Source organism: Streptosporangium vulgare (genome assembly GCF_042428775.1).
GTDB lineage: Bacteria > Actinomycetota > Actinomycetes > Streptosporangiales > Streptosporangiaceae > Streptosporangium > Streptosporangium vulgare.
In genome coordinates, this window is the sequence record NZ_JBHMBS010000003.1 from 611,341 (window position 1) to 635,910 (window position 24,570).

At 70.7% G+C, this 24,570-nt stretch carries 23 protein-coding genes; 14 read left to right on the forward strand and 9 right to left on the reverse strand.

The features are described 5' to 3' along the window. Positions 1 to 84 precede the first annotated feature (84 nt). From ACFFRH_RS09410 to ACFFRH_RS09425, 4 genes are read left to right on the forward strand one after another with little or no spacing between them, the layout of a single operon-like run. Positions 85 to 2,979: a sensor histidine kinase gene (locus ACFFRH_RS09410; RefSeq protein ID WP_386155653.1), complete on the forward strand. Its 2,895-nt coding sequence runs from the start codon at positions 85 to 87 to the stop codon at positions 2,977 to 2,979. Then, complete coding sequence (locus tag ACFFRH_RS09415; RefSeq protein ID WP_386155655.1) at positions 2,976 to 3,398, forward strand: roadblock/LC7 domain-containing protein; 423 nt, start codon at positions 2,976 to 2,978, stop codon at positions 3,396 to 3,398. The genes ACFFRH_RS09410 and ACFFRH_RS09415 overlap by 4 nt, the downstream gene beginning before the upstream one ends. Before the next feature lie 39 nt (positions 3,399 to 3,437). Further along, on the forward strand, positions 3,438 to 3,800 hold the full coding sequence (locus ACFFRH_RS09420; RefSeq protein WP_386155657.1) for a DUF742 domain-containing protein: 363 nt from the start codon (positions 3,438 to 3,440) through the stop codon (positions 3,798 to 3,800). Continuing rightward, complete coding sequence (locus tag ACFFRH_RS09425; RefSeq protein ID WP_386155659.1) at positions 3,781 to 4,368, forward strand: GTP-binding protein; 588 nt, start codon at positions 3,781 to 3,783, stop codon at positions 4,366 to 4,368. The genes ACFFRH_RS09420 and ACFFRH_RS09425 overlap by 20 nt, the downstream gene beginning before the upstream one ends. 90 nt (positions 4,369 to 4,458) lie before the next feature. On the opposite strand, the gene ACFFRH_RS09430 is transcribed toward ACFFRH_RS09425, so the two are convergent. Further along, entirely contained in the window at positions 4,459 to 5,577 is a 1,119-nt protein-coding gene (locus ACFFRH_RS09430) for an ABC transporter substrate-binding protein (protein ID WP_386155661.1), read from the reverse strand. Positions 5,578 to 5,966: 389 nt separating this feature from the next. Here ACFFRH_RS09430 and ACFFRH_RS09435 point away from each other — a divergent pair, with 389 nt between their 5' ends. From ACFFRH_RS09435 to ACFFRH_RS09445, 3 genes are read left to right on the forward strand one after another with little or no spacing between them, the layout of a single operon-like run. Continuing rightward, positions 5,967 to 8,987: a sensor histidine kinase gene (locus ACFFRH_RS09435; RefSeq protein WP_386155663.1), complete on the forward strand. Its 3,021-nt coding sequence runs from the start codon at positions 5,967 to 5,969 to the stop codon at positions 8,985 to 8,987. A 1-nt stretch (position 8,988) separates the two neighbouring features. Beyond that, positions 8,989 to 9,585 carry a DUF742 domain-containing protein gene (locus tag ACFFRH_RS09440; RefSeq protein ID WP_386155665.1) on the forward strand — a complete coding sequence of 199 codons (597 nt, stop codon included), beginning with the start codon at positions 8,989 to 8,991 and terminating at the stop codon, positions 9,583 to 9,585. 29 nt (positions 9,586 to 9,614) lie between these two features. Then, the gene (locus tag ACFFRH_RS09445; RefSeq protein ID WP_386155667.1) at positions 9,615 to 10,022 is read left to right on the forward strand and encodes a DUF4158 domain-containing protein; all 408 of its coding nucleotides are present in this window, start codon (positions 9,615 to 9,617) and stop codon (positions 10,020 to 10,022) included. A 242-nt stretch (positions 10,023 to 10,264) separates the two neighbouring features. Here ACFFRH_RS09445 and ACFFRH_RS09450 read toward each other — a convergent pair whose 3' ends face one another. The 4 genes from ACFFRH_RS09450 to ACFFRH_RS09465 all read right to left on the reverse strand — a co-directional run bounded on the left by ACFFRH_RS09450 (position 10,265) and on the right by ACFFRH_RS09465 (position 14,247). Continuing rightward, complete coding sequence (locus ACFFRH_RS09450) at positions 10,265 to 11,530, reverse strand: erythromycin esterase family protein (RefSeq protein WP_386155669.1); 1,266 nt, start codon at positions 11,528 to 11,530, stop codon at positions 10,265 to 10,267. Between the two features lie 28 nt (positions 11,531 to 11,558). Further along, a complete protein-coding gene (locus tag ACFFRH_RS09455) occupies positions 11,559 to 12,212 on the reverse strand; it encodes a CatB-related O-acetyltransferase (RefSeq protein WP_386155671.1) in 654 nt (217 codons plus the stop codon). After that, positions 12,212 to 13,762 carry an FAD-dependent monooxygenase gene (locus ACFFRH_RS09460; protein WP_386155673.1) on the reverse strand — a complete coding sequence of 517 codons (1,551 nt, stop codon included), beginning with the start codon at positions 13,760 to 13,762 and terminating at the stop codon, positions 12,212 to 12,214. Before ACFFRH_RS09460 ends, ACFFRH_RS09455 begins: the two co-directional genes overlap by 1 nt. A 98-nt stretch (positions 13,763 to 13,860) precedes the next feature. Then, a complete protein-coding gene (locus tag ACFFRH_RS09465; protein WP_386155675.1) occupies positions 13,861 to 14,247 on the reverse strand; it encodes a VOC family protein in 387 nt (128 codons plus the stop codon). A 348-nt stretch (positions 14,248 to 14,595) separates the two neighbouring features. Between ACFFRH_RS09465 and ACFFRH_RS09470 the strand changes: the two genes are divergently transcribed. Both ACFFRH_RS09470 and ACFFRH_RS09475 read left to right on the forward strand, forming a co-directional pair. Then, positions 14,596 to 14,727 carry a hypothetical protein gene (locus tag ACFFRH_RS09470; RefSeq protein WP_386155677.1) on the forward strand — a complete coding sequence of 44 codons (132 nt, stop codon included), beginning with the start codon at positions 14,596 to 14,598 and terminating at the stop codon, positions 14,725 to 14,727. Positions 14,728 to 14,851: 124 nt separating this feature from the next. Then, positions 14,852 to 15,805, forward strand: a complete 954-nt coding sequence (locus tag ACFFRH_RS09475; RefSeq protein ID WP_386155679.1) for a tyrosine-type recombinase/integrase — start codon at positions 14,852 to 14,854, stop codon at positions 15,803 to 15,805. A gap of 31 nt (positions 15,806 to 15,836) precedes the next feature. Here the strand turns inward: ACFFRH_RS09475 and ACFFRH_RS09480 are convergent, their stop codons facing one another. The 3 genes from ACFFRH_RS09480 to ACFFRH_RS09490 all read right to left on the reverse strand — a co-directional run bounded on the left by ACFFRH_RS09480 (position 15,837) and on the right by ACFFRH_RS09490 (position 18,433). After that, the gene (locus tag ACFFRH_RS09480; protein ID WP_386155681.1) at positions 15,837 to 16,058 is read right to left on the reverse strand and encodes a hypothetical protein; all 222 of its coding nucleotides are present in this window, start codon (positions 16,056 to 16,058) and stop codon (positions 15,837 to 15,839) included. 297 nt (positions 16,059 to 16,355) lie between these two features. After that, positions 16,356 to 17,357, reverse strand: coding sequence for an SIS domain-containing protein (locus ACFFRH_RS09485; RefSeq protein WP_386155683.1), 1,002 nt, complete (start codon positions 17,355 to 17,357; stop codon positions 16,356 to 16,358). Between the two features lie 92 nt (positions 17,358 to 17,449). After that, on the reverse strand, positions 17,450 to 18,433 hold the full coding sequence (locus ACFFRH_RS09490; RefSeq protein ID WP_386155685.1) for a hypothetical protein: 984 nt from the start codon (positions 18,431 to 18,433) through the stop codon (positions 17,450 to 17,452). Positions 18,434 to 18,746: 313 nt separating this feature from the next. Here ACFFRH_RS09490 and ACFFRH_RS09495 point away from each other — a divergent pair, with 313 nt between their 5' ends. Genes ACFFRH_RS09495 through ACFFRH_RS09510 form a run of 4 tightly spaced genes read left to right on the forward strand, consistent with a single transcriptional unit; the run spans position 18,747 to position 22,546 of the window. Then, positions 18,747 to 19,874 carry a polyamine ABC transporter substrate-binding protein gene (locus ACFFRH_RS09495; RefSeq protein ID WP_386155687.1) on the forward strand — a complete coding sequence of 376 codons (1,128 nt, stop codon included), beginning with the start codon at positions 18,747 to 18,749 and terminating at the stop codon, positions 19,872 to 19,874. Beyond that, the gene (locus ACFFRH_RS09500; protein ID WP_386155689.1) at positions 19,871 to 20,755 is read left to right on the forward strand and encodes an ABC transporter permease; all 885 of its coding nucleotides are present in this window, start codon (positions 19,871 to 19,873) and stop codon (positions 20,753 to 20,755) included. Before ACFFRH_RS09495 ends, ACFFRH_RS09500 begins: the two co-directional genes overlap by 4 nt. Next, positions 20,748 to 21,521 (forward strand): ABC transporter permease, encoded by a 774-nt coding sequence (locus ACFFRH_RS09505; RefSeq protein WP_386155691.1) that lies wholly within the window; start codon positions 20,748 to 20,750, stop codon positions 21,519 to 21,521. The genes ACFFRH_RS09500 and ACFFRH_RS09505 overlap by 8 nt, the downstream gene beginning before the upstream one ends. Further along, a complete protein-coding gene (locus ACFFRH_RS09510) occupies positions 21,521 to 22,546 on the forward strand; it encodes an ABC transporter ATP-binding protein (protein WP_386155693.1) in 1,026 nt (341 codons plus the stop codon). Before ACFFRH_RS09505 ends, ACFFRH_RS09510 begins: the two co-directional genes overlap by 1 nt. On the opposite strand, the gene ACFFRH_RS09515 is transcribed toward ACFFRH_RS09510, so the two are convergent. Continuing rightward, the gene (locus ACFFRH_RS09515; RefSeq protein ID WP_386155695.1) at positions 22,540 to 23,148 is read right to left on the reverse strand and encodes a TetR/AcrR family transcriptional regulator; all 609 of its coding nucleotides are present in this window, start codon (positions 23,146 to 23,148) and stop codon (positions 22,540 to 22,542) included. The two genes, ACFFRH_RS09510 and ACFFRH_RS09515, sit on opposite strands and share 7 nt — an antisense overlap. 125 nt (positions 23,149 to 23,273) lie before the next feature. Between ACFFRH_RS09515 and ACFFRH_RS09520 the strand changes: the two genes are divergently transcribed. After that, positions 23,274 to 24,545 (forward strand): glycosyltransferase, encoded by a 1,272-nt coding sequence (locus tag ACFFRH_RS09520; protein ID WP_386155697.1) that lies wholly within the window; start codon positions 23,274 to 23,276, stop codon positions 24,543 to 24,545. Positions 24,546 to 24,570 lie beyond the last annotated feature (25 nt).

Here is a 24,570-nt window from a genome sequence, read left to right on the forward strand (position 1 = left end):
GCGAGAGCGGTGACTACGGCGACATCCGAGAGCGGAGGTGCTTCGGCACACGACCGTGGCAAGCGGCCTGCCGCCCGGTTCGGCTTGAAAAACTGGCGTGTCCGTTCGCGCCTGACGGCCCTGATCCTGGTGCCGACGGCGGTGGGTGTCGTGCTCGCCGGCACGCGCGTGGTGGCCTCCGTGGACAGCGTGGCCGGATACCAGCGGACCGCCGCCGCGGCGGAGTACTCGGGCGGTCTCCGCGACCTCGCCCAGGCACTCGGCTTGGAACGTGACCGAGGCGCGTGGTCGTCGTTCCAGCCTTCGAACAAAGGTCTGAAGGAGAGCTCCGACGCGCAGCGCAAGACCGTGGACGCGCTGGCCAGGAAGGTGCGGCTGGAGGTCCAGGCGATCGACGACTCCTACGGCGCCCGGGTCGTCGAGGCGGCGAGGAACGTGTCCTACCAGCTGGAGGGCCTTCCCGAGCTGCGCCGCCTGCCGGGCATCGCCCGTGTGGAACGGTACAGTTCCATGATCGCCCCGCTGCTCACGCTCCACGAGGAGCTCACGCTGGTCAGCGACGACCCGGAGATCATCGGCAACACCCGCGCGCTCAGCGCCCTGGCGTACGCCAAGGAGGAGGTCTCCAAGCAGCGCGCCCGGCTGCTGGCCGGTTACTACGCGCCCTCGCTGATCAACCCGCAGGAGATCGAGAAGTTCATCGCCTCCCGCTCCCGCATGGACGAGTACGAGGCGGACTTCGGCGTCGAGGCGACCCCGGACAACGCCCAGCTCCTCGTCACCGCCCTGATCGACGAGCGGGTCCACCGGGCCGAGCTGACCAAGGCCAGGGTGATCGTGCTCGCGAGCAACCCCGCTCGCACCGGGCGGCTGCTGTCCGACTTCAACGAGGTCAAGCAGTGGTTCTCGGACAACACCGCGGTCCTCGACCGGATGCGGAAGGTCGAGACCCAGGTCGCCGGGGACGTGGTCACCCGGGCCAGGGACCTGGAGGACACCGAGCAGCGCAACGCGATCGTCACCGCCGGGCTGATCCTGCTCCTGCTCCTGCTGGTGCTCGGCCTCACGGTCGTCATCGCCCGCTCGATGGTGACGCCGCTGCGCCGCCTGCGCGCCGAGGCGCTGGAGGTCGCGAGCTTCCGGCTGCCCGAGAGCGTGCGACGCCTCCGGGTCTCCGGCGACAGCCGCGCACCCGAGGTCGATCCCATCTCGGTCGACACCAGTGACGAGATCGGGGAGGTCGCCAAGGCCTTCGACGAGGTCCACCGGCAGGCCGTGCGCCTCGCCTCCGAGGAGTCCGAGCTCCGCTCCAACATCAGCGCGATGTTCGTCAACCTGTCGCGGCGCACGCAGACCCTGGTCGAGCGGCAGATCTCGCTGATCGACGGACTGGAGAAGGGCGAGGAGGACGGCGGCCGCCTGGCCGACCTGTTCAGGCTCGACCACCTGGCCACCCGCATGCGCCGCAACTCCGAGAACCTCCTGGTCCTCGCCGGTCACGAGCCGACCCGCAGGCGGAGCCAGCCGGCCAAGCTCGTCGACGTCGTCCGCGCCTCCCTGTCGGAGGTCGAGGACTACGAGCGGGTCCAGGTCAAGGTGCACCGCACCATCTCGGTCGCGGGCAGCGCCGCCAACGACATCGTGCACCTCGTCGCCGAGCTGGTGGAGAACGCCCTCCAGTTCTCGCCCCGGGCCAGCCAGGTCGTGGTCTCCAGCAGCGTGATCGAGGGCGGCGGCGCGTTGCTCGCGGTGAGCGACCCGGGCATCGGCATGACCCACGAGGAACTCGTCGAGACGAACCGCAAGCTGGCGGACCCGCCCGTCGTCGACGTCTCGGTGTCGCGGCGCATGGGCCTGTTCGTGGTCGGCCGCCTGGCGCTGCGCCACGGCATCCGCGTCCAGCTGCGCCCGCAGGAGGGTGGCGGTCTCGTCGCCATGGTCCTGTTCCCGCCGGAGCTCGTCGTCCAGGCGGTCCAGCCGGTGCAGACGCCCTCCTGGGGAACCGAGCAGGTGCCCTCGCAGGACCTCTTCGCCCAGACGGCCGCGGGTCGCCCGCCCGTCCAGCAGCCCTCGTACGGGCAGCCCCAGCCCGGGTTCGGGCACACCCACCCCTCGTTCGAGCAGGGGCAGTCCCCGTTCGGGTCGAACCCCTTCGGGCAGACGTCGTACGGGCAGAGCTCGTTCGGGCAGGAGGCGTTCGGGCAGACGTCCGTGGACGTGCCCTCGTTCGGCTCCGCTCCGCCGTTCGGTGCCCCGCCGGTTCCGGGGGGCGCCCCCGGCCCGGCCGGGAGCGGCCCGCCGCTGCCCAAGCGGCAGGTCAACGGCAACGGCAACGGCGCTGCCCCCGCCTCCGAGTTCTCCGCCTGGAGCCAGTCCTCGTACGAGGACACGACGGCGGGGGCGATGCCCGCGGTGGGGATCTCCCCGCTCGAAGCCGAGGAGGAGGAGTACCTGCCCATCTTCGCCTCGATCGAGTCGGCCTGGTTCCGCCGGACGGAGGCGGGCGATCCCCCGGTCACGGGCGAGCGACCGGCCACGGGCGGGCTCCCGGGAGGGGCGGCGTCCGCCGGACCGCAGGGCGAGTCCCACGACGCGGCGTGGGCGGAGGAGCCGACGCCCCCGACCGGCATGCCGGCCCGTGAGACGGCTCGCGAGACACCGCCGACGAGAGAGCAGGTGAGGGCGGTGGCCGAGCCGGACAGCTGGAACACCCCCGCCGACGCCGGGTGGCGGGCCGCCCAGGCGGCGAGTGAGCCCGCACTCGGCGGGGTGACCGCCGCAGGCCTGCCCAAGCGCACCCCCAAGGCGAACCTCGTACCCGGTACGGCCGCCGCCGTGCCGTCCAGCCCCGTACCGCCCATGTCCCCGGACAGGGTGCGCAGCCGTCTGTCGAGCTTCCAGCAAGGTGTGCGGCGGGGCCGCGCCGAAGTAGTCGAAACCACCACCAGGAACCTGGTGGACGAGGAGGAGGGCTCGTGACGACGCTGAGTCATGAGGCACGCAGGTTCGACTGGTTGATCACCGAGTTCGTCCGCGGCACGCCAGGTGTCGCGCACGCGGTGTGCGTCTCGGCCGACGGGCTGAGGATCGCCAGTTCCGAGGGTTTTCCCGCCGACCGGGCCGACCAGCTCGCCGCCGTCGCGGCGGGCCTGCTCAGCCTGACGGTGGGCGCCTCCCGTGTGTTCGAGGGAGGCGCCGTCACCCAGACGGTGGTCGAGATGGAGCGCGGCCTGCTGCTGGTCATGGCGATCAGCGACGGCTCCGTGCTCGCCGTGCTGGCCTCTCCCGACTGCGACATGGGCCTGGTGGCGTACCAGATGACCATGCTCGTCGACAGAGCCGGACAGGTGCTCACCCCGGCGCTCCGCGCCGAGCTGCAGTCCTCCCGGGGCCGGTGATGACCGCGTTCGCGCCCGGTCCCCGCACGGGAGAGGCTCGTGCTCGGGATTGACGGAACCGGGGACGACGAGCCCCTGTTCCGTCCGTACGCCGTCACCGGCGGCAGGTCGGAGCCCCGTTTCCACATGGCGATGGAGGCGCTGGTCTCCTCCTCCTTCATCATGGAGGAGGACCTGGCTCTGCTCACCCCCGAGCAGGATGCGATCATCAGGCTCTGCCGTTCGTACCGGTCGGTCGCCGAGATCTCGGCTCTGCTGAGGGTGCCGCTCGGCGTGGCCCGCGTGCTGGTGGCGGATATGGTCGACGAGGGCTTCGTCCGCATCCATCAGCCGCATCTCAACGAGGGACAACCGGACCTCAACATGCTCGAAAGGGTTCTCAGTGGACTTCGCAGGCTCTAGCCAGGGTGGCCTGACGTCAACGAAGATCGTTGTCGCGGGCGGGTTCGGCGTCGGCAAGACCACGTTCGTGGGGGCGGTGTCGGAGATCGTGCCGCTCACCACGGAGGCGGTGATGACCGACGCCAGCGCCGGGATCGACGACCTGGGGCTCACCCCCCTCAAGACCACCACCACGGTCGCGATGGACTTCGGCCGCCTCTCGCTGGACCGCGACCTGATCCTGTACCTGTTCGGTACGCCGGGTCAGCACCGCTTCTGGTTCATGTGGGACGACCTGGTCCGCGGCGCGATCGGCGCGGTGGTCCTGATCGACACCCGCCGGCTCGCCGACGGCTTCCCGGCGATCGACTACTTCGAGGAGGCCAAGCTCCCCTTCGTGGTCGGTGTCAACGGCTGGAACGGCGAGTTCCCGCACCACGAGGAGGAGGTGCGCGAGGCGCTGACGCTCGCCCCGCACATCCCCGTGGTGCGGACCGACGCCCGCTCCCGCGACTCGGTGAAGAGCACGCTGATCACCCTGGTCGAGCACGTGCTGCGGGCCCGCACGGCCTACGGCACGTCGGTGTAGTCAGGCCTTCCCCGCGAGGCCGGGGCCGGGTCCGTGCTCCGCGGGCCCGGCCTCGGACGGCGTTCCGGGCCGTCTCGGCGGGGTTCGCGTTCAGTCCGGTATCCACTCCTTCCAGGTGATCCTGTTCGCGTCGATCCACCTCTGGGCCGCCCCGGCGGCGTCGAGGTCGTGGTCGACCATGTCGTTCGCCACCACGTTCTGCTGCTCGTTCGTCCAGGAGAAGTTGCGTACCAGCTCGTAGGCCCGGCCGCCGGTGTCGGCGAACCGCCTGCTCACGATCTTGTCGAGCAGGTAGGGCGGGTAGTCGCACCGCACCGTGGCGGGGTCGGCGTCGCAGCCGATCGCGTACGGCGGGAGGTTCACCTTCGCCAGCTTGATCCGGGTGAGGAGCCACTGCGGTTCGTAGAAGTACATCAGCAGCGGGGTCCGGTCGCGGGTCGCCCGTTTCGCGGCGTCGACCAGCGCCTTCTCGCTGCCCGCGTGGACGACCCGGTAGTCGAGGCCGAGATTGCGGACCAGGGCCTCGTCGTTGGTGACGTACGAGGGATCCGCATCGAGAAGCTGACCTAAATTGCCGGACTTGTCCGTCTTGAAGAGGTGGGCGTAGGTGTTGAGCCGCCGCCAGTCGGTGATCCCGGGATACCTGTCCGCCATCCACTGCGGGACGTACCAGCCGATGACCCCCCTGACGCCGCTCCTTCCCGCGGAGACCGCGACCTTCTTCTCCTCGATGTAGGTGCGCTTCAGCGCCTCCTGTCCCCAGTTCTCCACGATCACGTCCACGGTGCCCTTCTGGAGGCCCTCCCAGGACTCGGCCGGGGTGAGTCTCACCGTCTGCACCCGGTAGCCGAGCTCCTGGGTCAGCAGGCGGCCGATGACGGCGGCGCCGGCCTCGTGGCCCACCCGTTCGTCGAGGGCGATCCGCACCGTCCCGCCGGAGGCCGCGGGAGCCGGTGCGGCCGGCTCCCGCGCGTCCTGGCCGGTGCACGAGGCGAGGGGGAGGAGCAGTGCGGCGAACGCGCCGAGCGCCAGGAGACGCCGGGGGCCTCTCGGGGGGCGACGTGGCCGAAGGGGCGACGCGTTGGTCGCGCCGGGCGCCGGGAGACGGGGAGGAAGGGGGAACCGGGGGAGGGGCAGGCGGAGGGGGAGGGCGCGGACGGGCGGGCGGGAGCCGCGAACGTGGCTCGCGGCGTCGCCGGGTGTGGCCACGGTCTCCTCCAGGGCTCGTCGCCCGGATTCGGCGGGCCGGGGACGCGGTGCGGGCTACGGATCTAGGGGGTCAAGATATGGCGTACGTATCGCGAATCACAATTTTGTGATTCCCCGGGGGGCGGCTCGCTTCCGTCACGGGCCCTCGTGGCCGCAGAATGGAACGATACAAACGGTCATATGGGTCACAAAGTCCCTAATAAGGGTATTCAGCGGACCGGAACCCGGGTTCCAGCCATAGCTGGAGCCCCGGATCGAGTCCCTGCCTCGCCAGGAATACACATTTACCGAGCTGCGTTCGCTTGGCCCCATAGGTCGATATGTGCTCGAATTGCCAGGAACCACGGGAAATTCGACCAGAGGTTCATCCACCGAGAGGGCAGCGTTCGGTGAGTCCACACGAGATCCACGACGCGGGCAGCGGCCTGCGTCCGCGGAACTGGCGAGTACGCCGGCGCCTTGTCGCGCTCGTCCTGGTGCCCACGATCGCCGCGGTGCTGCTCGGTGGTGTCCAGGTGTTCGCCTCGGTGCGCGCCGCCGGAGACTACCAGCGCGTCAACGACCTCGCCCGGCTCTCCGCCCGCATCGGCACGCTCACCCACGAGCTGGCCGAGGAACGCGACCACACCGCCTGGTTCATCGCCCTCGGCCGGCCGGAGAACGGCGTGAAGGACGTGCGCGCCCAGATGGACCTGGTCGACAGCTCCGCGGCGCGCGTCCGCGAGAGCGGCTCCCTGCTCGGCGCGGAGGTGAGCGGCCGCACCCGGGACGAGGTCGAGACCGCGATCACCCGGCTGGAGGACCTCCCCCCGCTGCGCGAGCAGGCCCTGAGGTCGGCGCTGCTGCCCGACGCGGCCATCGCCGCCTACTCCCTGGTCATCGCCGACCTGATCTCCCTGTACGACGAGCTCGGCAAGGGCAGCGCCGACGACGTCCTGTTCGGCCAGGCGATCACCCTAGACGCGCTCGCCCGCGCCAAGGAGGCCGTCTCCTTCCAGCGGGCGCTGCTGACGGTGGTGCTCGTGGCGGGACGGTTCGAGCAGGGGCAGATGGAGCGGTTCCTCGGCGCGCTCTCCACCGAGCGCAACGAGCGCAGGACCTTCGCCGCCGAGGCCGGAAGCCGGGAGCGCCGCCTCTTCGACGAGATCGTCAACGGCCGTGCCGCCGAACGCGCCGAACTCCTCCGCGAGCTGGTCCTGCACCGCGCGGCCTCCGGCGTCCCGCTGAAGGGCCTGGACCTGGCGCGGAAGGACGACGCCAAGGAGTGGTACGACGCGGCCACCGTCGTCATCGGCCACATGCGCGAGGTCGAGGAGCGGCACGCCCAGGACATCGTCGCGCGCAGCCAGCGGCTCGGCGACGTCGAGTACAGCCACGCCCTGACGGTCGCGGTCGCCGTCTCCGCCCTGCTGGCGTTCGTGCTGGCGATCACCGTCATGGTGGCGCGCTCGCTGGTCAGGCCGCTGAGACAGCTGCGCAGGGAGGCTCTGGAGGTCGCGGGGGATCGGCTGCCCGCGTACGTCCAGCGGGTCCGCGACTCGCACGAGGGGGAGATCGCCGCCGACGTGCCGCCGATCGGGGTGCTGTCGCGCGACGAGATCGGCGAGGTCGCCAGGGCGTTCGACGAGGTCCACCGGGAGGCCGTGCGGCTGGCCGGCGAGGAGGCCAGGCTGCGCGCCACGGTGAACGCGATGTTCGTCAACCTCTCGCGGCGGAGCCAGAGCCTGGTGGAACGCCAGCTCACCCTGGTCGAACGGCTGGAGCGCGGCGAGCGCGACGACCAACGGCTGGCGGACCTGTTCAAGCTCGACCACCTCGCCACCCGCATGCGCCGCAACAGCGAGAACCTGCTCGTCCTCGCCGGGCAGGAGGTGGCGCGGCGCTGGAGGCAGCCGGTCGAGCTGGTGGACGTGGTCAGGGCCGCGCTGTCGGAGGTGGAGAACTACGAGCGGGTGACGAACCGGGTCCAGTCGGAGGTCGCCGTCGCGGGCCCCGCGGTGAGCGACGTGGTCCACCTGCTCGCCGAACTGGTCGAGAACGCGGTCTCGTTCTCGCAGCCGGACACCAGGGTCACGGTGTCCAGCAGCCGGGTCGACGACGGCGGCGTGATGGTCTCGGTGACCGACAAGGGCATCGGCATGACGCTCGACGAGCTCTCCCAGGTCAACTGGCGGCTGGCCAACCCGCAGGCCGCCGACGCCTCGATCGCCCGCAACATGGGCCTGTTCGTCGTCAGCCGTCTCGCGCTCAAGCACGGCATCCGCGTCCGGCTCCGCCCCCAGGACTCCGGCCTGACCGCGATGATCATGATTCCCGAGTCGCTCCTCGTCCTGCCGCCCCTCGTGGGCCGCCCGGCAGGCTACCCGCGGTCCGCGAGCGCCTTCCCGGGTACGCCGGCGAGCGTGGCCGGTCTTCCCGCGGGCGTGACGAGCCTTCCCACGGGCGTGGTCGGCTTCTCCGTGGGGGCGGACGGCTCCCCGCTCCCCGGGGACGCGGGCGGTTCGCCCGTTCCGCCGTTCCCGCACACCGCGGAGGTTTCCGAGGATGAGGACGGGGACGAGGACGAGGACGGCCCGGCCGTTCCGTTCCCGGAGGTCCCCGGGGACGCGGGCCGGCCGTCGCGGGTCCCCCTGCTCGCCGCGCCCACGGCCGCGCAGGCACCGCTGCCCTCGCGGGTCAGGACGGACGCGACCGCGCGGAGCGTGTGGAGCCCGCCCGCGGAGCGGCTCCGCCCACCGGGGGGGCGGGGAGAGTTCCCGCCCGGCCCGTTCGACCGCCTTCCCGGGGCGCTCGACGGCTCGCCGGGCTCCCCCGGCCGCGCTCCGGGCCCGCTCGACGGCTCGCCCGGTCCCCTCGACGGCCTTCCCCCGGTGGACGAGACCGGTGAGGGGACCCCGGCGGAGCCGGAGGACGACTACCTGCCGATCTTCGCCGCGGTCGAGTCCGCCTGGTTCCGGACCGCCGCTCTCTCCCGCGACCCCGGTGCGCGGACGGCCCGCCCCGAGGCGGACGCCGCTTCCGGTCCCGTTCCCGATGACTCCGGCTCCGATGCCGATGCCGACTCCGCAGGCCCCGCTTCCGAGGGCCCCGCTCCCGAGGAGTCCCGGGCCGAGCCCGAACCGTGGACCTCGCCCGGTGACCTCGGCTGGCAGGCCGCACAGGCGGTGAGCGCCCCCGTGCTCGGCGGTACGACCGAGGCCGGCCTGCCCAGGCGCACCCCCCGGGCCAACCTGGTCCCGGGCTCGGTCACGCCATCCGTCCCGTTCGAGACATCCGAGACATCCGAGCCGTCCCCCTCCCCGGCGCCCGTCAGGCCCGCGCTCTCGCCCGAGCGGGTGCGCAGCCGCATGGCGAGCTTCCAGGAGGGCGTGCGCAAGGCGCGCAACGAGCTTCCGAAGCGGGAGGGATGACGTGCGGGCCGGCAACCGGGACCACGGGCGCGAGCTTCGCGACGGTCACGCCTTCCCCGGGGAGGAGGAGTGGGACGACACGCCCCGGTACGGCCTCCGGGCCGAGCCCGCGGGACACCGATGGCCCGCGGCGCCGCCCCCGGTCGTGCTGCCCGTGCGCGGTGGCGGGGCCGAGCCGCCTGGATTCGGCCCCCCGGAGGGGTCTTCCGGGTTCGGGACCCGTCGGGACGGGCACCACGAGTCCGAGCACGACGAGCCGGCCGAGGAGGAGAGCGCGCTGGTCCGGATGTACGCCGTGACCGGGGGGCGGGTCGTGCCGAGTTCGAGGCTCGCCATGGAGGCGCTGGTCTCGACCACGACCACCACCCCGCTCGGCCTGTCCTACGTCCGGGAGTATCGCTTCATCAGCGATCTGTGCCGCAGTATCCGCTCGATCGCCGAGATATCCGCTCTCCTGAGCGTCCCCCTCGGCGTCACCCGCGTCCTGGTCTCCGACATGGAGTCCGAGGGCCTGGTGCGGATCCACCACCCCCGGGTCACCGCGGCGGGTCCGGGGCCCGACCTGCTCGAACGCGTCCTCAACCACCTCAGGGGCTAGGTTCCCTCCCCGGGGCGGGGGACACGGCGGTGATCCACCCCGGGCCGGCGGCGGTGGCCCGGGTCGCGGAGCGGCTGGGCGTGTCGTCGGCGTCGCTGCGGCTGTACGGTAAGCGCGATCAGACCCGCTCGGACCATCTGGGCCTGATCGCCAAGTATCTCGAGTGGCAGACCGCCCCGGCGGGCAGCCGGGCCATGAAGGAGCTGGAGCAGTTCCTGCCGGCCCAGGCGCTGCCGGATGACACCGGTATGGTCCGGCTGGATGAGGACGAGCATCTGGTGGTGCCGCCGCTGTCTGCCGAGGACGTGCCGGCCGAGGCCAAGGCGCTGAAGGACGAGCTGGCCGGGATGCTGCCGTTCGCGCCGATCGCCTCGCTGCTGATCGAACTGGACGCGCACGCACTTCCTGCTTCACCCACGCCGGCGGGCGCAAGCTGACCAAGACGGCCGAGACCAAGCGCAACATCTTGGCCGTGCTCATCGCGATCGACGGCCAGCGTTTCCCCGTCCCACGGTGGCGTAGGTGAAGACGGTGTCCACGCCGACCGCCGAGGACAACGAACCGTTCGCCGGGCAAGGCCGCTGCCGGCGGCCTGTGCGTCCGGTGGTCGCGGACGTGCCTCTGAGGTGAGCACGTGTTGGGCACGTCGGCGGCCTGACGGCGTGGAGGAACCGGCTGCTCAATCTTCGAGGTCGGCGACGGTGGAGGCCGGGATGCTGAGGATGGCGTCGAAGGCGTCGAGGATGGGGGTGTGCAGGTAGGCGCTCTGGATGCGGATGCGGTCGGGGCTCTCGTGGCGGGCTTGGCGGAGGTCGGCGATGCTGAGCCCGAGGCCGGCGTCGGCGAAGGCGGCTTCGATGCTGCCCGGCTCGGGCGGCTGGAGTGGGGTGTTGTGGATGGTGAAGCCGAAGCGGGCGTTCTCGTCGGGGCGCATGTCGGCGGTGTGTCCGGCGATGCTGGTCAGGGCGAGGGCGAGGTAGTCGCCGCCCAGGGCGTTGTGCAGGTGCTGTCCCATGGGCAGTCCGGTGAGCCGGCCGCTGAAGGAGACCGGCGTTTTCTGGATGTGGGCGTTGTGGGCGGCCAGCACGATGCGGGTGCCGGGGTGGGAGCGTTGCAGGTGCCACTGGATCGATTCGGCCATGTAGAGGTCGCGGGCGGAGGTGTCGGCGGTCAGGCCGTTGCCGGCGTACAGGCCGGCCATGGCGCGGAAGCCGTAGTCGGCGTGGCAGGCGGCTTGGAGGCGGCGCCGGGCGATGTCGTAGCTGTGCTGGTCGGAGCGGGAGAGGTACAGCGGCGCGACGGCGCGGAAGCGGATGAGCAGGCGTGACAGGGTGGCGCTGAGGGCGTCCTGTTCGGCGGTGGCCAGGCGGGTCCAGGCGGGGGCGGCGGAGGCGGCGGAGGCGCCGGCGAACGATTCGGCGATCCGCATCGCCTCCTGGATCGCCGGCAGGACCTCGGGGTCGACCTGGCGCAGGTAGTCGGCGACCGGGGCCAGGGCGGGCAGCAGGGATCCACCGGCTGCCGGGATGTCGATCCCGGCGAAGCGGAGCGGCGTGGCGGCGGTGGCGTTGTGCCGGCGCATCCAGCGCAGCGGCTCCTCGACGCCGACCGGGATGGAGTCGGCGAGATGGCCGGTCAGGTCATCGTCGGTGCCTTCTCCCTGGGCCCAGGCGTCCAGGCCGAAGCCTTCGCTGAGGCCGTACTCGAAGGCCAGGACGGTGAAGCCGCAGCGTTCGGCCAGGAAGCGCAGGATGCGCTCGCGCAGGTGGGCGAACTCGGTGATGAAGTGGGAGTTCTCACCGATCGCGACGACGCGCGCGCCGCCGATGAGCTCGCGCAGCGGCTCCAGGTCATCGAGCGGCGCGCCGGGGTCGAGGTGGGTGAGCGGGACGGCATGGCCGCGAAGCCAGTCGGCGAAAGAGGTGTCGTGGGATGAAACAGACATGCTGATGGCTCGATTCCGAAGTACTGGATTATCGTCGCGGGAGCGCGGGGGCCGCGTTCTCCAGGTCGTCGATGCTGCCGGACATGATCGTGCGCAGGTGTTCGGTGATGTGCTGCAGCGGCCAGTCCCACCAGGCCAAGGCCAGCAGGCGGTCGATGTCGGCGTCGCTGTGGCGGCGGCGGATGAGCTTGGCCGGGTTGCCGCCGACGATGCCGTAGTCGGGGACGTCGTCGACGACGACGGAGCCGGAGGCGATGATCGCCCCGTGGCCGATGCGGACACCGGGCATCACCATGGCCCGGTAACCGAACCAGACGTCGTTGCCCACCACGGTGTCACCCCGTCCTGGCAGGTCGGTGATGAGGTCGAAGTGCTCGGCCCAGGAGGCGCCCATGATCGGGAAAGGGAACGTCGAGGGGCCGTCCATGCGGTGGTTGGCGCCGTTCATGATGAACCGCACGCCTTCGCCCAGCGCGCAGAACTTCCCGATGACCAGCTTCTCCGGCCCGTAGTGATACAGCACATTACGAGTCGCGAAAGCGGTCGGATCGTCCGGATCGTCGTAGTAGGAGAAGTCCCCGACCTCGATCAGCGGCGAGGTGATCAGCGGCTTCAGCAGCACCACCCGTGGCTGGCCGGGCATGGGGTGCACCACGGTCGGGTCGGCGGGAACAGGCGGCATCACGACGTGCTTCCTTTGGTAGTCGAGGTTCCGAACCAGGCGGCGAGCGCTTCGCGCAGTGCGGGCGCGGCGCTGTCGGCGGCCTCGTCGATGGTCGCGGCCCAGGCGATGTGCGCGTCCGGGCGGATCAGCAGGACGTCGGCCGGCCGGTCATCGGTTTTGGCGATGTGGAGGTCGACGCGATGGTTCCAGTCGCGCGCGCTCTCGCGGAGATCCTCGCGGTCGGCGAGGTCCAGGAGGATGGGCCGCGCGGGGTGCATGAGGTCCGCGAGGCTGGTGATGCCGTGGTCGGTGTGCAGGGTGAGGTCGGGGGCGAAGGTGCCGGTCAGTGGGTGGTGGCCGGTGCCGGGCATCGGGTAGCGGATGTCGGTGCCGGCGACCAGCGCGCCCATCCGGCGCAGCGGTTGTTCATCGGCGAGTAGTTCCTGGAAGACCTCTCGCAGCGCCTCGGCGGCCACGTCGTGCCCGCGCCGCAACGCCACCTGGGCCCGGGCGTGCAGCATGGTGCGGGCGCCGGCCAGGTGGCGTTCGTCGTGGTAGGTGTCCAGCAGCCCGGCCGGTGCCCAGCCGTGCAGGTCGGCGGCCAGCTTCCAGGCCAGATTGACCGCGTCCAGCATGCCGGCGTTGATCGCCACCCCGGTGGCCGGGAACAGGTGCGCCGCGTCACCGGCCAGCAGGATCCGACCGTCACGGTAGCGCTCGGCCTGGCGGGCCTTGAAGGTGAACCGCGACAGCCGCATCGCCTCTCCCACGGGCAGATCCACACCGAGCACGCGGCGGATGCTGTCCTGGAGTTCGGCGACGCTCATCGGAGCGTCATCGTCGTATTCGGTGGCTTCGTCCTCGATCGTGTAGAGCGAGACGATGCGGGAGTCAGGCGAGGAGCCGAGGCCGAACAGACCGTGGTCGGTCCGGGTGAAACCCGAGCCGATCGTGCCGGAGCCGGTGACGTCGAGGTCGCCGTTGCCGAGCACGCTCACCGTGTCGGGCAAGCTGACCTGGGCCAGCCGGTTGACCTCCGGGTAGACGGTGCCGGGGAAGCCGATGCCGGCCCGGTCACGGACCCGGCTGCGCGCGCCGTCGCAACCCACCAGGTAGCGGGCGATCACCTCATACGGCCCGTCCGGACCCCGCACCTCCACCCTCACCGCAGCGTCGTCTTGGCTCACCCCGACCACCTCGTGACCGCGGCGGACCTCGACGTCGAGTTCGCCGGCGCGGTCGTCGAGCAGCCGCTCCAGCAGTGGTTGCGGTAGCGGCAGGGCGTGCAGCGGCGGATCGGCCAGCTGGGTGAAGTCCAGATGCACACCACCGAACGGGAACCGGGGAGCCGGAACAGGGTCGGTGCAGGCCGCCTCGAACCGCTCCAGCAAGCCCCGGTAGTCCAGCAGCTGCAGGATCTGCCCGCCGAGGCCGCCGGCCTTCGGGGTCGCCCGGCGGTGCGGGTGACGCTCCAGCACCAACGGCCGCACCCCGGCCAGCCGCAGCTCAGCGGCCAGCATCAGACCGGTCGGACCGGCACCCACGATGACCACGTCGGTATTTATCACTGTCCACTCTCCTCATTGTTTGTCGTTGTCAACAGCACACCCACGTCCTTACTCACCGTTGCGCAGGTTCCGGCCTCGGCTGACGATCTCCTGGACGGCTACGCCCCCGCGGGCGGGACCCATTCGACGAACTGCACCACGATGCCGTTGGGGTCGGTGAGCTGGAAGAGCCGCTCGCCCCACGGCTCATCCCGCAGCGGCACCGTGACGGGGACGCCTTCGCGGCACAGCCGTTCATGTTCGGCAGCGACGTCGGTGACGGTAAGGGACACCATCACCCCCGTTGGCAACCGCTCACGGATGCTGCTGGGAAGCACCCGGCTGCCGCGCGACACCGGCACGATGTCGGCACAGTCGGGACGGGTGAGAGTGACGAACCCCCTGGCCGCCACCGATTCGTGAAAGCCCAGGTGGGTGGTGAAGAAGTTGCTGGATGCCACCACGTCGTCGACGTTCGGCGACATGGCCGAGCTGATGATGTGCATGGCACCTTTCCCCTTGAACGCAGCCTCCAGATCCCGGTGGGCACCACTGGCGGACTGGTGGCCGTTCTGGACGCCCCTCAGCCTGGCCCTAGGCGGCCACCGGCGACAACGCCAGGTTCGATAACGTGCCTTAACCTCTCGCTAAACGATGAAAGAGGACGGGTGGAGCTTCGGGACATCGAGATCTTCCTGACCTTGGCTGCCGATCAGGGAGGCCGACCTCACCGTCGGGCCGGTCGTCCGCATCGAGCCCGTCGTCCTCGCACTCGGAGTCGGCCACCGGCTGGCCCAGCGCGAAACGGTGTCGTATCACGCCATCCGCTACCGCGCCGACCCGACATCACCTACGTGCCCATCCACGACGCCCCTCCGGCGCAGTGGGCACTGCTGTGGCGTACCGCCACCGAAACCGACCTGATCCGCACCTTCGCGCACACCGCCCGCGAGGTCGGACCCAGCGTCACCCGGCCAGGGGTGTGACACAGAACTTAGATTATCTGTCACACTGGCGCTCGTCGGATCGTGTCCGCCAGCTCGACATCCGCCGCCGCGAGGACGACTCGGCAACATTAGGTGTCACATCGCCTTCCAGGAGGACGGCCCCATGTCCGTCGTGACCTTCCCCGGCCAACCCGACCCGGCCACCGGCGCGACGACCGCGGCCGCGGTCGAGCGCTTTCTCGACTCCATTAACGCGGCCACCACCCGCGTCGGCTACGCCGAGACCCTCGCCCGCCTGAGCGCCGTCACCGGCCCACACCATCCGGTCGCCGCGCTGAGCCCCGAGCAGTACGCCGCCGTGATGGACCGCTGGAAGACCGCGGCCGCCGCCACCTGGAACCGGCACCTGTCCGCCCTGTGTTCCTTCACCGCCTGGGCCCAGCGCCAGGAGCTGCTGGCCACCAATCCCGCCCGGCGCCTGGAACGCCGCAAGTCCGCCCGCCGCGGCGACCGCGCCGTCCCGCGCACCCGGCTGGAGACGCTCTTCACCGACCCCGCCCACGCCCTGCGCGAACGACTGCTGTGGCGGCTGCTGTACGACACGGCCGCCCGCGCCGAGGAGATCCTCACCCTCAACGTCGAAGACCTCGACCTGGAATTCCGTCGGGCCCGTGTCGTCTCCAAAGGTGGCGCCATCGAGTACGTGCACTGGGCCACCCCCACCGCGCGGTTGCTGCCCCGCCTGCTGGCCGGCCGCACCACCGGACCGGTGTTCCTGGCCGACCGGCGCGCTCCTGCCTCCGGCCCGCGCACGCCCGCGGCCGCCGACATCGACCCCGCCACCGGACGCGGACGGCTGTCCTACCCGCGTGCCGAGTACCTGTTCAAGACCGCCTCGGCCACGCTCGACCCGCACCGGCAGGGGTGGACGCTGCACCAGCTCCGCCACAGCGCACTCCAGCATCTGGCCCAAGCCGGCCGCACCGCGCCCGAACTGCAGGCCAAGAGCCGCCACCAGCACCTGGCCAGCCTCGGCCGCTACGTCCGCCTCGGCGAGGAGACCTCCGCCCGCGTCACCGCCGAGGCCGACCCCATCCAGCGCCGCCGTCCCCGCTGAACTCACACCCCCACCGGATGACCTCACCAGGTCACGCGATCGGCCACGCCCGCAGCGCCTGATCGTCGTCGGGATCGAGCTCGACCCGGTAGCCGGCCACCAGCAGCGCGGCCTCATATCGTGCCGGCTCCTGCGCGGAGATGCCGGTGTCGTCGGCGCAGGCGACCAGGAAGGGCGCGCCCCCCTGCCCGCCCTCGACGACGAACCCGCCATGCCGTTCGCCGAACTCGCTCCTGCCCGCCTGGCGCAGCATCGTGCGAATGACCTCCGCGCCCGATCCCGCACCGTCCACAACGGCCGCTGGCCTGCGCCGTACCCGAAATGCGGGTCGTCGTCGCTCATGGTCCACGCCGTAAACGAATCGAGACCTTAGTCACAGAGGTCCGGGTTCACCGCAGGTCAGAGGCTACTTCGTTGGAAATTTCTTCATTACTACCGGGATCCCGGCGGGGACCTGCGCCTCAGGCGGCGGGGGAGCCCGCGCCGGTCTCCTGGGAGAGGGGCGAGAGGACGCGCGTCGGTTTCCCGGCAGAGGGCGAGGGGGCGCGCGTCAGTTTCCCGCGAGCCACCAGCGGGCGGCGACGAGCTCGGCCACCAGGGTCTCGGTCAGGAGCGCCACGTCGGGGTCGTCGTCGTGGCGGTAGCGGACGCAGGCCCTGGCCCCGGGAAGGTCGCCGCCGACGGCGAGGACGGTGGAGCCGCGCTGCCCGATCCAGTCCATGGCCTGCTCGTCGTAGCGGGAGCCGGGGAAGAGGATGGCGCGGTAGTCGAGGGTCTTGGTGAGATAGACGTCCACGTGGGCCCAGTCGCCGGTCTCGCACGCGTCGGCCGCCCGGCGGGGGCCCTCCCGGAACATCAGCGCCGACTGCTCGGCCGAGGACAGGTGCTCGACGGGAGCGATCGTGTAGACGCCGTGCGGGCCGTCGAGCAGCGCCGCCGCCGGTTCCAGCCACTCGTCGCGGCGGTCGAGCAGGTCGGCGGTGGCCTCGGCCGTACGGCGGAGCAGCTCGGGCACGTCCCGGCCGAGGCCGCCGGGCTCGCCCCCCGAGACACGCCCGCCCCAGCCGGGGACGGTGAGGTGACCGCCGAGTGCCAGGAGCAGGGCGAGGGTGTGCTGGAAGGTCCGGCAGGAGACGCCGCCGCGCTCCTCGCCCGCCAGCATCGGGACCACCAGGTCGGCGCCCTCGGTGACGGCCGAGCCGGGGTTGTTGGTGATCGCGAGGACGAAGGACCGGCCCCGGTGGCGGGCGACCGCGTCCAGGGTCTCCCGGCTGCCGCCGGTGGCGGAGACGGCGACCACCAGGGTCTCCGGGTCCGGCGGGTAGGACAGGGCGGCGGAGGCGTACTCGGCCACCGCGTCCGTCCCCGCGGCCCGCAGGCGCAGCGCGGCCACCCGGGCGGCGTACCGGGAGCTGCCCATGCCGAGGAGGAGCACCCGCCGGATCCCCGAGGGGATGCCCGCGAAGGGGTCGCCCCCCTCCAGGGCGTCGGCCAGGTCGGCCAGCGCGGCGGGCTTGGCCTCCAGATCGGCGAGGTACAGCTCGGGAATCACGGTCTCTCCTTCGTCGGAAGCGTCGCAAGCGTCGGAAGCGTCGGGTTCATGGGTGTCGGGGCCCCGGCACGCCCATCGGGTTCGGCCCGGGTTCACGGATATCGGGACCGCAGCACGCCCATCGGGGCGTAGCGCCAGCGTGGCAGGTGCCTGGCCGCGTAGACGAGCTCGCGGCACTCCTGCTCGATCTCGAACGGGCGCAGCAGGGAACGGTCCAGGAGCGCGGCGTGGCCCAGTTCGGCCAGCCGCCCGAGGTAGGCCGCCTCCAGGGTGGCGCGGGCCGTGGCGGACCATCCGGCGATCACCTCGGGGTCGGCGTCGCGGCGCCTGATCGCGACCTGGCCGACGTGTTCGAGGCTCGTGGTGAGCTGGGCGAGGTCGCGGGCCGCAGGCTGGAAGGGATCGGCGCCCGCGACGGTCGGGTTGCCGTCGAAGTCGATCACCGCGTAGCCGTCCCGCCAGCGCAGGACCTGGCCGACGTGCAGGTCACCGTGGATGCGGATCAGCGGGGTGGCCCCCGCGGAGGCGAGGGGGGCCAGCTCGGCGCGGAGCGCGCCGGCGCGCTCCGCGAGCCAGTCGCCGTCCTCGCCGCCGGTCAGCGCCAGTGCCTCCGCCAGCGCCTCGCCCGCCCGGAGCGACCACGGGCCCTCTCCCGCCCGTACGGCGTCCGCGTGTCTCACCGGATCGGGGAAGGTCGCGGAGGGGGTCGCCATCGCCGCGTGCAGGTCGGCGGAGAGGACGCCGAGGTCGGCGGCGAAGGAGGTGCCGCCGGAGACGGCCTCGTCCACGCACCACTCCCAGCCGTCCGCGGCGCCCGGCAGGTAGGCGGTGACGAGGGCGAGCAGCAGCTCGGAGCCGTCGTCGGCGCGCCGGGAGACGGACGCGTACGGCGTGGCGGTCGCGGTGAAGCCGACCGACGTCAGGTGCGCGAACACGTCGGGCGCGGGCTGGGGGAGCGGCGCGGGGGGAGTGAGCCATTTCACGACGACCCGCTCGCCGACGACCACCGAATGGTTGGTCTGGTCGGCCTCGACCCCCCGCTCGGCGCCCCGGAGGCCCTCGTCACTCGATGACAATTGAGTGTCGATTGAGAAAAGAGTGATGATCCGTACGGGAAGCGGGTGGAATCGACGAACGGCGAATGGGGCGGGGATGTCGCAGGTCAGAGCCTCGATGAGCTCACCGGTCCGCCCGTCGCCGGCTCGGGGAACCGTGTCGAGCCGGTCCCAGATTGAAGCAGGATTTAACAAACGGACCAAACTTTCCAGGGGTGATGTCGGGGGAAGTCTTGCTCAAGTTAATGTTGACTGCAACACTCCTGCTTTGGTCTGCCGTGTCCCCAACGGCCGGTCTACCCCAATTACACTGAATGCTGAAGGAGTAGCGGCCGTGTCCCGCACCCGGTACACCCGTCGTCTTCCGGTCGCCGCCCTGGTCACCGGTCTCGCGCTCGCAGTCTCGGCCTGTGGCGGTGAGGCCGCGGAGACCGCCGCCGCACCCGCCGCCAGCGCCTCGGCGGCGCAGCTGAACCCCAACGCCGACCTTTCCCAGCAGAGCGTCACCATCTCCGTGTGGGCGGGTTACACGCCCGAGGACCTGCCCCAGCGGATCAAGGACAAACTCAAGACCACCCTCAAGGTGACGGAGCACGCCACCAACGAGGACATCATGGCGAAGCTCACCGCCGGTACCGACACCGGCCTCGACGTGGCCTTCGTCTCCGGCCAGTACGCCCAGGCCCTCAACGAGGCCGGGCTGCTGGAGCCGCTCCACCCCGAGCTGATCCCCAACCTCGCGAACCTCTACCCCGAGGCCAAGGAGCTGTCCTACGACAAGGGCAACCTCTTCTCGGTTCCCTACACCTGGGGCACCACGGGCATCTGCTACCGGTCCGACCTGATGAAGACCGCGCCGACGAGTTGGAACGATATTCTCAACCCGCCGGCCGAGGCGCTCAAGAAGGTCACCATGATGACCACCGAGCGCTGGCTGGCACTTCCCGCCATCAAGGCCCTCGGCTACTCGGTCAACACCAGGAGCGACGAGGAGCTCGCCAAGGTCAAGGCGAAGCTGCTGGAGGCCAAGCCGAAGCTGCTCGGCTACGACGACACCACCTTCGGCGAGAAGCTCAAGACCGGCGAGGCCGTGATGGTCGAGGCGTGGGACGGCTGGTGCCCGACCACCGAGAAGAACATCAAGTTCGTCATCCCGAAGGAGGGCAGCGACCTGTGGGTGGACACCATGGTCGTGCTGAAGTCCTCCAAGAACAAGGAGGCGGGCCACGCCTTCATCAACTACATCCTGGACCCGAAGGTCCACGGCTGGGCCGCGGAGAACATCCTCTACAAGGTCCCGAACAAGGCCGCGATGGACGCGATGGACGCCAAGCTCAAGGCCGCCAACGCCCCGCTGCAGATGACGCCGTCCGACCTGCTCAAGGGTGAGTCGATCATCGATCTGGGCGAGGACTCGGTCAAGTTCACCCAGCTCGCGACCGAGGTCTCGGCGAAGCAGTGACACGTTCCACCACCGTTTCCGGCGCGTCCGCGAGATCGCGGGCGCGCCGGTCGCGTGCCCTGGGAAGGCTCGTCTTCCTGGGGCCCGGTCTGACGTACCTGCTCGTCCTCCTGCTGATACCGCTCGCCCTGCTCATCAGCTTCACGATCTTCCGCAGGGGCCGGTTCGGCGGGGTGGTCTACGAGGTCACGGGCAAGAACTTCGCCCGGCTGCTCGACCCGCTCTATCTGGACGTCCTGCTCGGCTCGCTGAAGCTGGCCACCATCGCCACGCTGATCGCCCTGCTGATCGGCTACCCGACGGCCTACCTGATCGCCCAGCTCCCGCGGAAGTGGAAGACGATCGCCCTGGTGGCGATCGTGCTGCCGTTCTGGACCAACTTCCTGGTCCGCATCTACGCCTGGATCATCCTGCTCAGCGGTCCCGGCCTGGTCAACAGCACCCTGCTGGACCTCGGGCTGATCGACAAGCCGCTGGAGCTGCTCTACAACCAGGGCACCATCGTCACCGGCCTGGTCTACTCGTACCTGCCGCTGATGGTCCTGCCGCTGTACGCGGCGATCGAGAAGCTCGACCCGCAGCTGCGTGAGGCCTCGGCCAACCTCGGCGCCTCACCGGCCCGCACGTTCGCGTCGGTGACGCTGCCGCTCACCCTGCCGGGCGTGTTCACCGGCTGCCTGTTCGTCTTCGTGCCGAGCTTCGGCAACTTCATCATCCCCGAACTGCTCGGCGGCGGCCGTTCCATCATGGTCGGCAACCTGATCAGGGACCAGTTCCTCAAGGCGCGCGACTGGCCGTTCGGATCCACCCTCGCGCTGGCGCTGATCGCCGTGCTGATCGTCCTGCTGCTCCTGCAGGCCTGGAGTGCCCGACGTGCGTAGATCACGCCTGCTGTACGTCCCCTTCTGGGTGGCCTACGCCTTCCTCTACACGCCGATCCTCGTGCTCGTCGTGATGTCGTTCAACGCCGGCGAGTCCCCCTACATCTACGAGGGCTTCAGCCTGGACTGGTACGGCGTCCTCGTGCAGAACGCCAAGATCCGCGAGGGGCTGGTCAACACCCTCATCGTGGCCGCGGGCTCCACCGCGCTGGCCACGGTGCTCGGCACCCTGCTGGCGGTGGGCCTGGCCCGGCACACCAGGTCGCGGGCGCTGGACGCGCTGGGCGTGCTGCCCGCGGTCCTGCCCGACCTGGTCCTCGCCATCGGGCTGCTGGTGTTCTACGCCATGATCAAGTCGACCCTCGGCCTGCACTCGGTGCTGCTCGCCCACACGGTGTTCGGCATGGCGTTCGTGACCGCGGTGGTCCGCACCCGGCTCACAGGCGCCGACACCTCCCTGGAGGAGGCGTCCATGGACCTGGGGGCGACGCCGTTCACCACGTTCCTGCGGGTCACGCTGCCGCAGCTGGCGCCGGGCATCCTGGCGGGCGCGCTGCTGGCGTTCACCCTCTCGATCGACGAGTTCGTCATCGCGTACTTCACGGCCGCGCCCACCACGCCGACCCTGCCCATCGTCATCTACTCAATGGTCCGCTTCGGGGTCACCCCCGAGATCAACGCGCTGGCCACGCTGCTGCTGCTGGTGAGCTTCACCGCGGTGATCGTGACCCAGCGGATGACCCGACTGACGGAGTCGCTGTCCTAATGCTGAAGATCACAGGTGTCAGCCGCCGGTTCGGCGACGTCACGGCGCTGTCGGACGTCTCCCTGGAGATCCGGCAGGGCGAGTTCTTCGCGCTGCTCGGCCCCAGCGGCTGCGGCAAGACGACGCTCCTGCGGATCCTGGCGGGCTTCGAGTCACCCGACGAGGGTTCCGTCACGCTCGACGGCGAGGACCTGCTCGGCCGGGCGGCCCACCGCCGCCCGGTCAACCTGATGTTCCAGTCGTACGCGCTGTTCCCGCACATGACCGTGGCGAAGAACGTCGCCTACGGCCTGGAGCGGGAGAGGCTGGGCAGGGCGGAGGTGCGCCGCCGGGTTGGCGAGGTGCTGGAGAAGGTCGGGCTGGACGCCATGGCCGGGCGCAAGCCGCAGCAGCTGTCCGGCGGCCAGCGGCAGCGGGTCGCGCTGGCCCGCGCGATCGTGAAGCGGCCGCGCCTGCTGCTGCTCGACGAGCCGCTGTCGGCGCTGGACAAGAAGGTGCGCGCGGAGATGCAGCTGGAGCTCAAGCGGCTGCAGAACGAGGTCGGCATCACCTTCGTCGTGGTCACCCACGACCAGGAGGAGGCCATGTCGCTCGCCGACAGGATCGCGGTCTTCAACGCGGGCTCGGTCGAGCAGGTCGACGCCCCGGTGGAGCTGTACGAGCGCCCGCGCACCCCGTTCGTCGCCGGCTTCGTGGGGGCGAACAACATCTTCCCCGGCAGGGCCTGCTCGGTCGGCCTGGCCGGCGACGGGCTCGGCGTGCTGCCCGGGATCTCGAACCTGCCCGACGGCACGCCCGCGCTGCTCGCCGTACGGCCGGAGCGGCTCAGGCTGGGTGCCGAGGGGGTGCTGCGCGGCGAGGTCGTCGACGTGAGCTTCTTCGGCGGCGTCTCGCACGTGTCGGTCCTGGTGAACGGGCGTTCCACGCCCGTCCTGGTGGCCACCCCGGGGGCCACGCAGGTGCGGGCGGGCTCTCTCGTCGCGCTCGGCTGGGCGGACGGGGACGGGGTGCTGATCCCTCAATGAGAAGACTTGAGCGGGTTGTCCGTCGCGGTCCTGGCGTAGTCGAGGATGAGTTCCGCCGCCTCCTGCGGGCCGATCACCGGGTGGCGGGCCGTTATGCGGTAGCCGTAGGCGTCCTCCAGCGCGACCAGGTTGCGGGCGATGGGCAGCGAGTCGCCCGACAGCCTGAAGGTCTCCAGGGCGGCCCCGGTGTCGAGGATGCTCTGGTAGAGGGAGACCTGGCGGTCGTAGAGCGTGGTCAGCAGCAGGGCGTACATCCTGTTACGGGGCGCGGCGCCGCCGAGCTCGTTGAGCAGCCGGACGTCCGGGTCGTCCGGGCCGTGCGGCAGCCCCGAGCGGATCGTCACGACGAGCTTCTCCGCGGGGTCGCGCATGCCGCTGATCCGCTTGAGCCGCTGCTCGTAGAAGCGCTCCATCCCGGCGTGGTGGGCGTCGACCAGCAACTCGCTGAGGCGCGGGTAGTGGTAGAGGACCGCCCCGGAGGTGAGACCGGCCTCCTCGGCGACGTGGTTGAGATGCACCCCCTCGGTGCCGTGCCGGACGATCGCCCGATGTGCGGCCGCGATGAGATCCAGGCGCCGGTCCGCCCGTCCCTTGCGCGTCATATTCCCCCGCTCGTTGAAAACCACGCTCTGTGCCGGGGTCCATAGTGACCCTTTCCCGGCGTTTTTACCAGCCAAGAATTGAACCATTCTTCAAAAGCCGCAACCCCTAGACGCAAGGAGGCGTGATGTCTCTCACGATCCTGTTCATGCCGGAGAGTGCCTACGGGCCGACGAACAACTGCATCGGCATCGGTGACATTCTTCGTAAGCGCGGACATCGAGTCGTTTTCGCAGCTGAGGCCTCCTGGAAGGGGAAATTGACGGCCCTTGGATTCGAGGAGGACCTGGTCGATCTCGCGCCGCCGTCCGAGGAGGAGCAGGACGCCGGGCAGTTCTGGAAGGACTTCATCAGGGACACCGCCCCCGAATACCGGAAGTCCACGCTGGAGCAGCTGGAGACGGTCACCAAGCCGATCTGGGACGCGCTTATCGACGGCGCCAAGTACTGCGAGCCTCAGCTGAAGGCGATTATCGAGCGCGTCCGGCCGGACGTCATCGTCGAGGACAACGTCATCACGTTCCCGGCGCTGCTGACGGCGGGCAAGCCGTTCGTCCGCATCGTCTCCTGCAACCCGCTGGAGGTACGCGGCGAGGGCGTCGCCCCGGTCTTCTCCGGGCTGCCCGCCGACGACCGCTCCGAGTGGGGCGCCTTCGAGGCCGAGTACGACCGCACCCACCGCGAGATCTGGACCGCCTTCAACGAGTGGGTCGTCGAGCAGGGCGCCCGCCCGCTGCCGGACCTGGACTTCATCCACGAGGGCGACCTCAACCTGTACGTCTTCCCGGAGATCGCCGACTACACCGACGCCCGGCCGCTGGGCGACTCCTGGCACCGCCTGGACTCCTCGGTGCGCGAGACGGAGGGCGGCTTCGAGCTCCCCGCGTCGCTGGCCGGGCAGGAGGGGCCGCTGGTCTACTTCTCGCTGGGCTCGCTCGGCTCGGCGGACGTCGCCCTCATGCAGCGGGTCATCGACGTGCTGGCCACCACCCCGTACCGCTTCATCGTCTCCATGGGCCCGCTGCACGAGGAGATCAAGCTGGCCGGCAACATGTGGGGCGCCGAGTTCGTCCCGCAGACCAAGATCATTCCACTGGTCGACCTGGTCATCACGCACGGCGGCAACAACACCACCACCGAGGCGCTGCACTTCGGCAAGCCGATGATCCTGCTGCCCCTGTTCTGGGACCAGTACGACAACGCCCAGCGCGTCCACGAGCTCGGCTACGGCGTGCGCCTGGCCACCTACACCTTCTCCGACGAGGAGCTGACCGGCGCGCTGGATCGGCTCCTGGGCGACACCGGGCTCCGCGAGCGCCTCGCCGCCGCGGGCGAGGAGATCCGCGGCCGGGACGGTCTGCGCAGGGCGGCCGACCTGATCGAGCGGGCGGGCGCCTGACGGCTCCCCGCATCACCACGACGAG

Coding starts and splice junctions, on each gene's coding strand:
- ACFFRH_RS09465 (WP_386155675.1), bottom strand. CDS start 14,247: ATGCACATCATCAGCTCGGCCATGTCGCCGAACGTCGACGACGTGGTG.
- ACFFRH_RS09480 (WP_386155681.1), bottom strand. CDS start 16,058: ATGCTGCGCCAGGCGGGCAGGAGCGAGTTCGGCGAACGGCATGGCGGG.
- ACFFRH_RS09475 (WP_386155679.1), top strand. CDS start 14,852: ATGTCCGTCGTGACCTTCCCCGGCCAACCCGACCCGGCCACCGGCGCG.
- ACFFRH_RS09455 (WP_386155671.1), bottom strand. CDS start 12,212: ATGCCGCCTGTTCCCGCCGACCCGACCGTGGTGCACCCCATGCCCGGC.
- ACFFRH_RS09515 (WP_386155695.1), bottom strand. CDS start 23,148: ATGACGCGCAAGGGACGGGCGGACCGGCGCCTGGATCTCATCGCGGCC.
- ACFFRH_RS09510 (WP_386155693.1), top strand. CDS start 21,521: ATGCTGAAGATCACAGGTGTCAGCCGCCGGTTCGGCGACGTCACGGCG.
- ACFFRH_RS09520 (WP_386155697.1), top strand. CDS start 23,274: ATGTCTCTCACGATCCTGTTCATGCCGGAGAGTGCCTACGGGCCGACG.
- ACFFRH_RS09450 (WP_386155669.1), bottom strand. CDS start 11,530: ATGTCTGTTTCATCCCACGACACCTCTTTCGCCGACTGGCTTCGCGGC.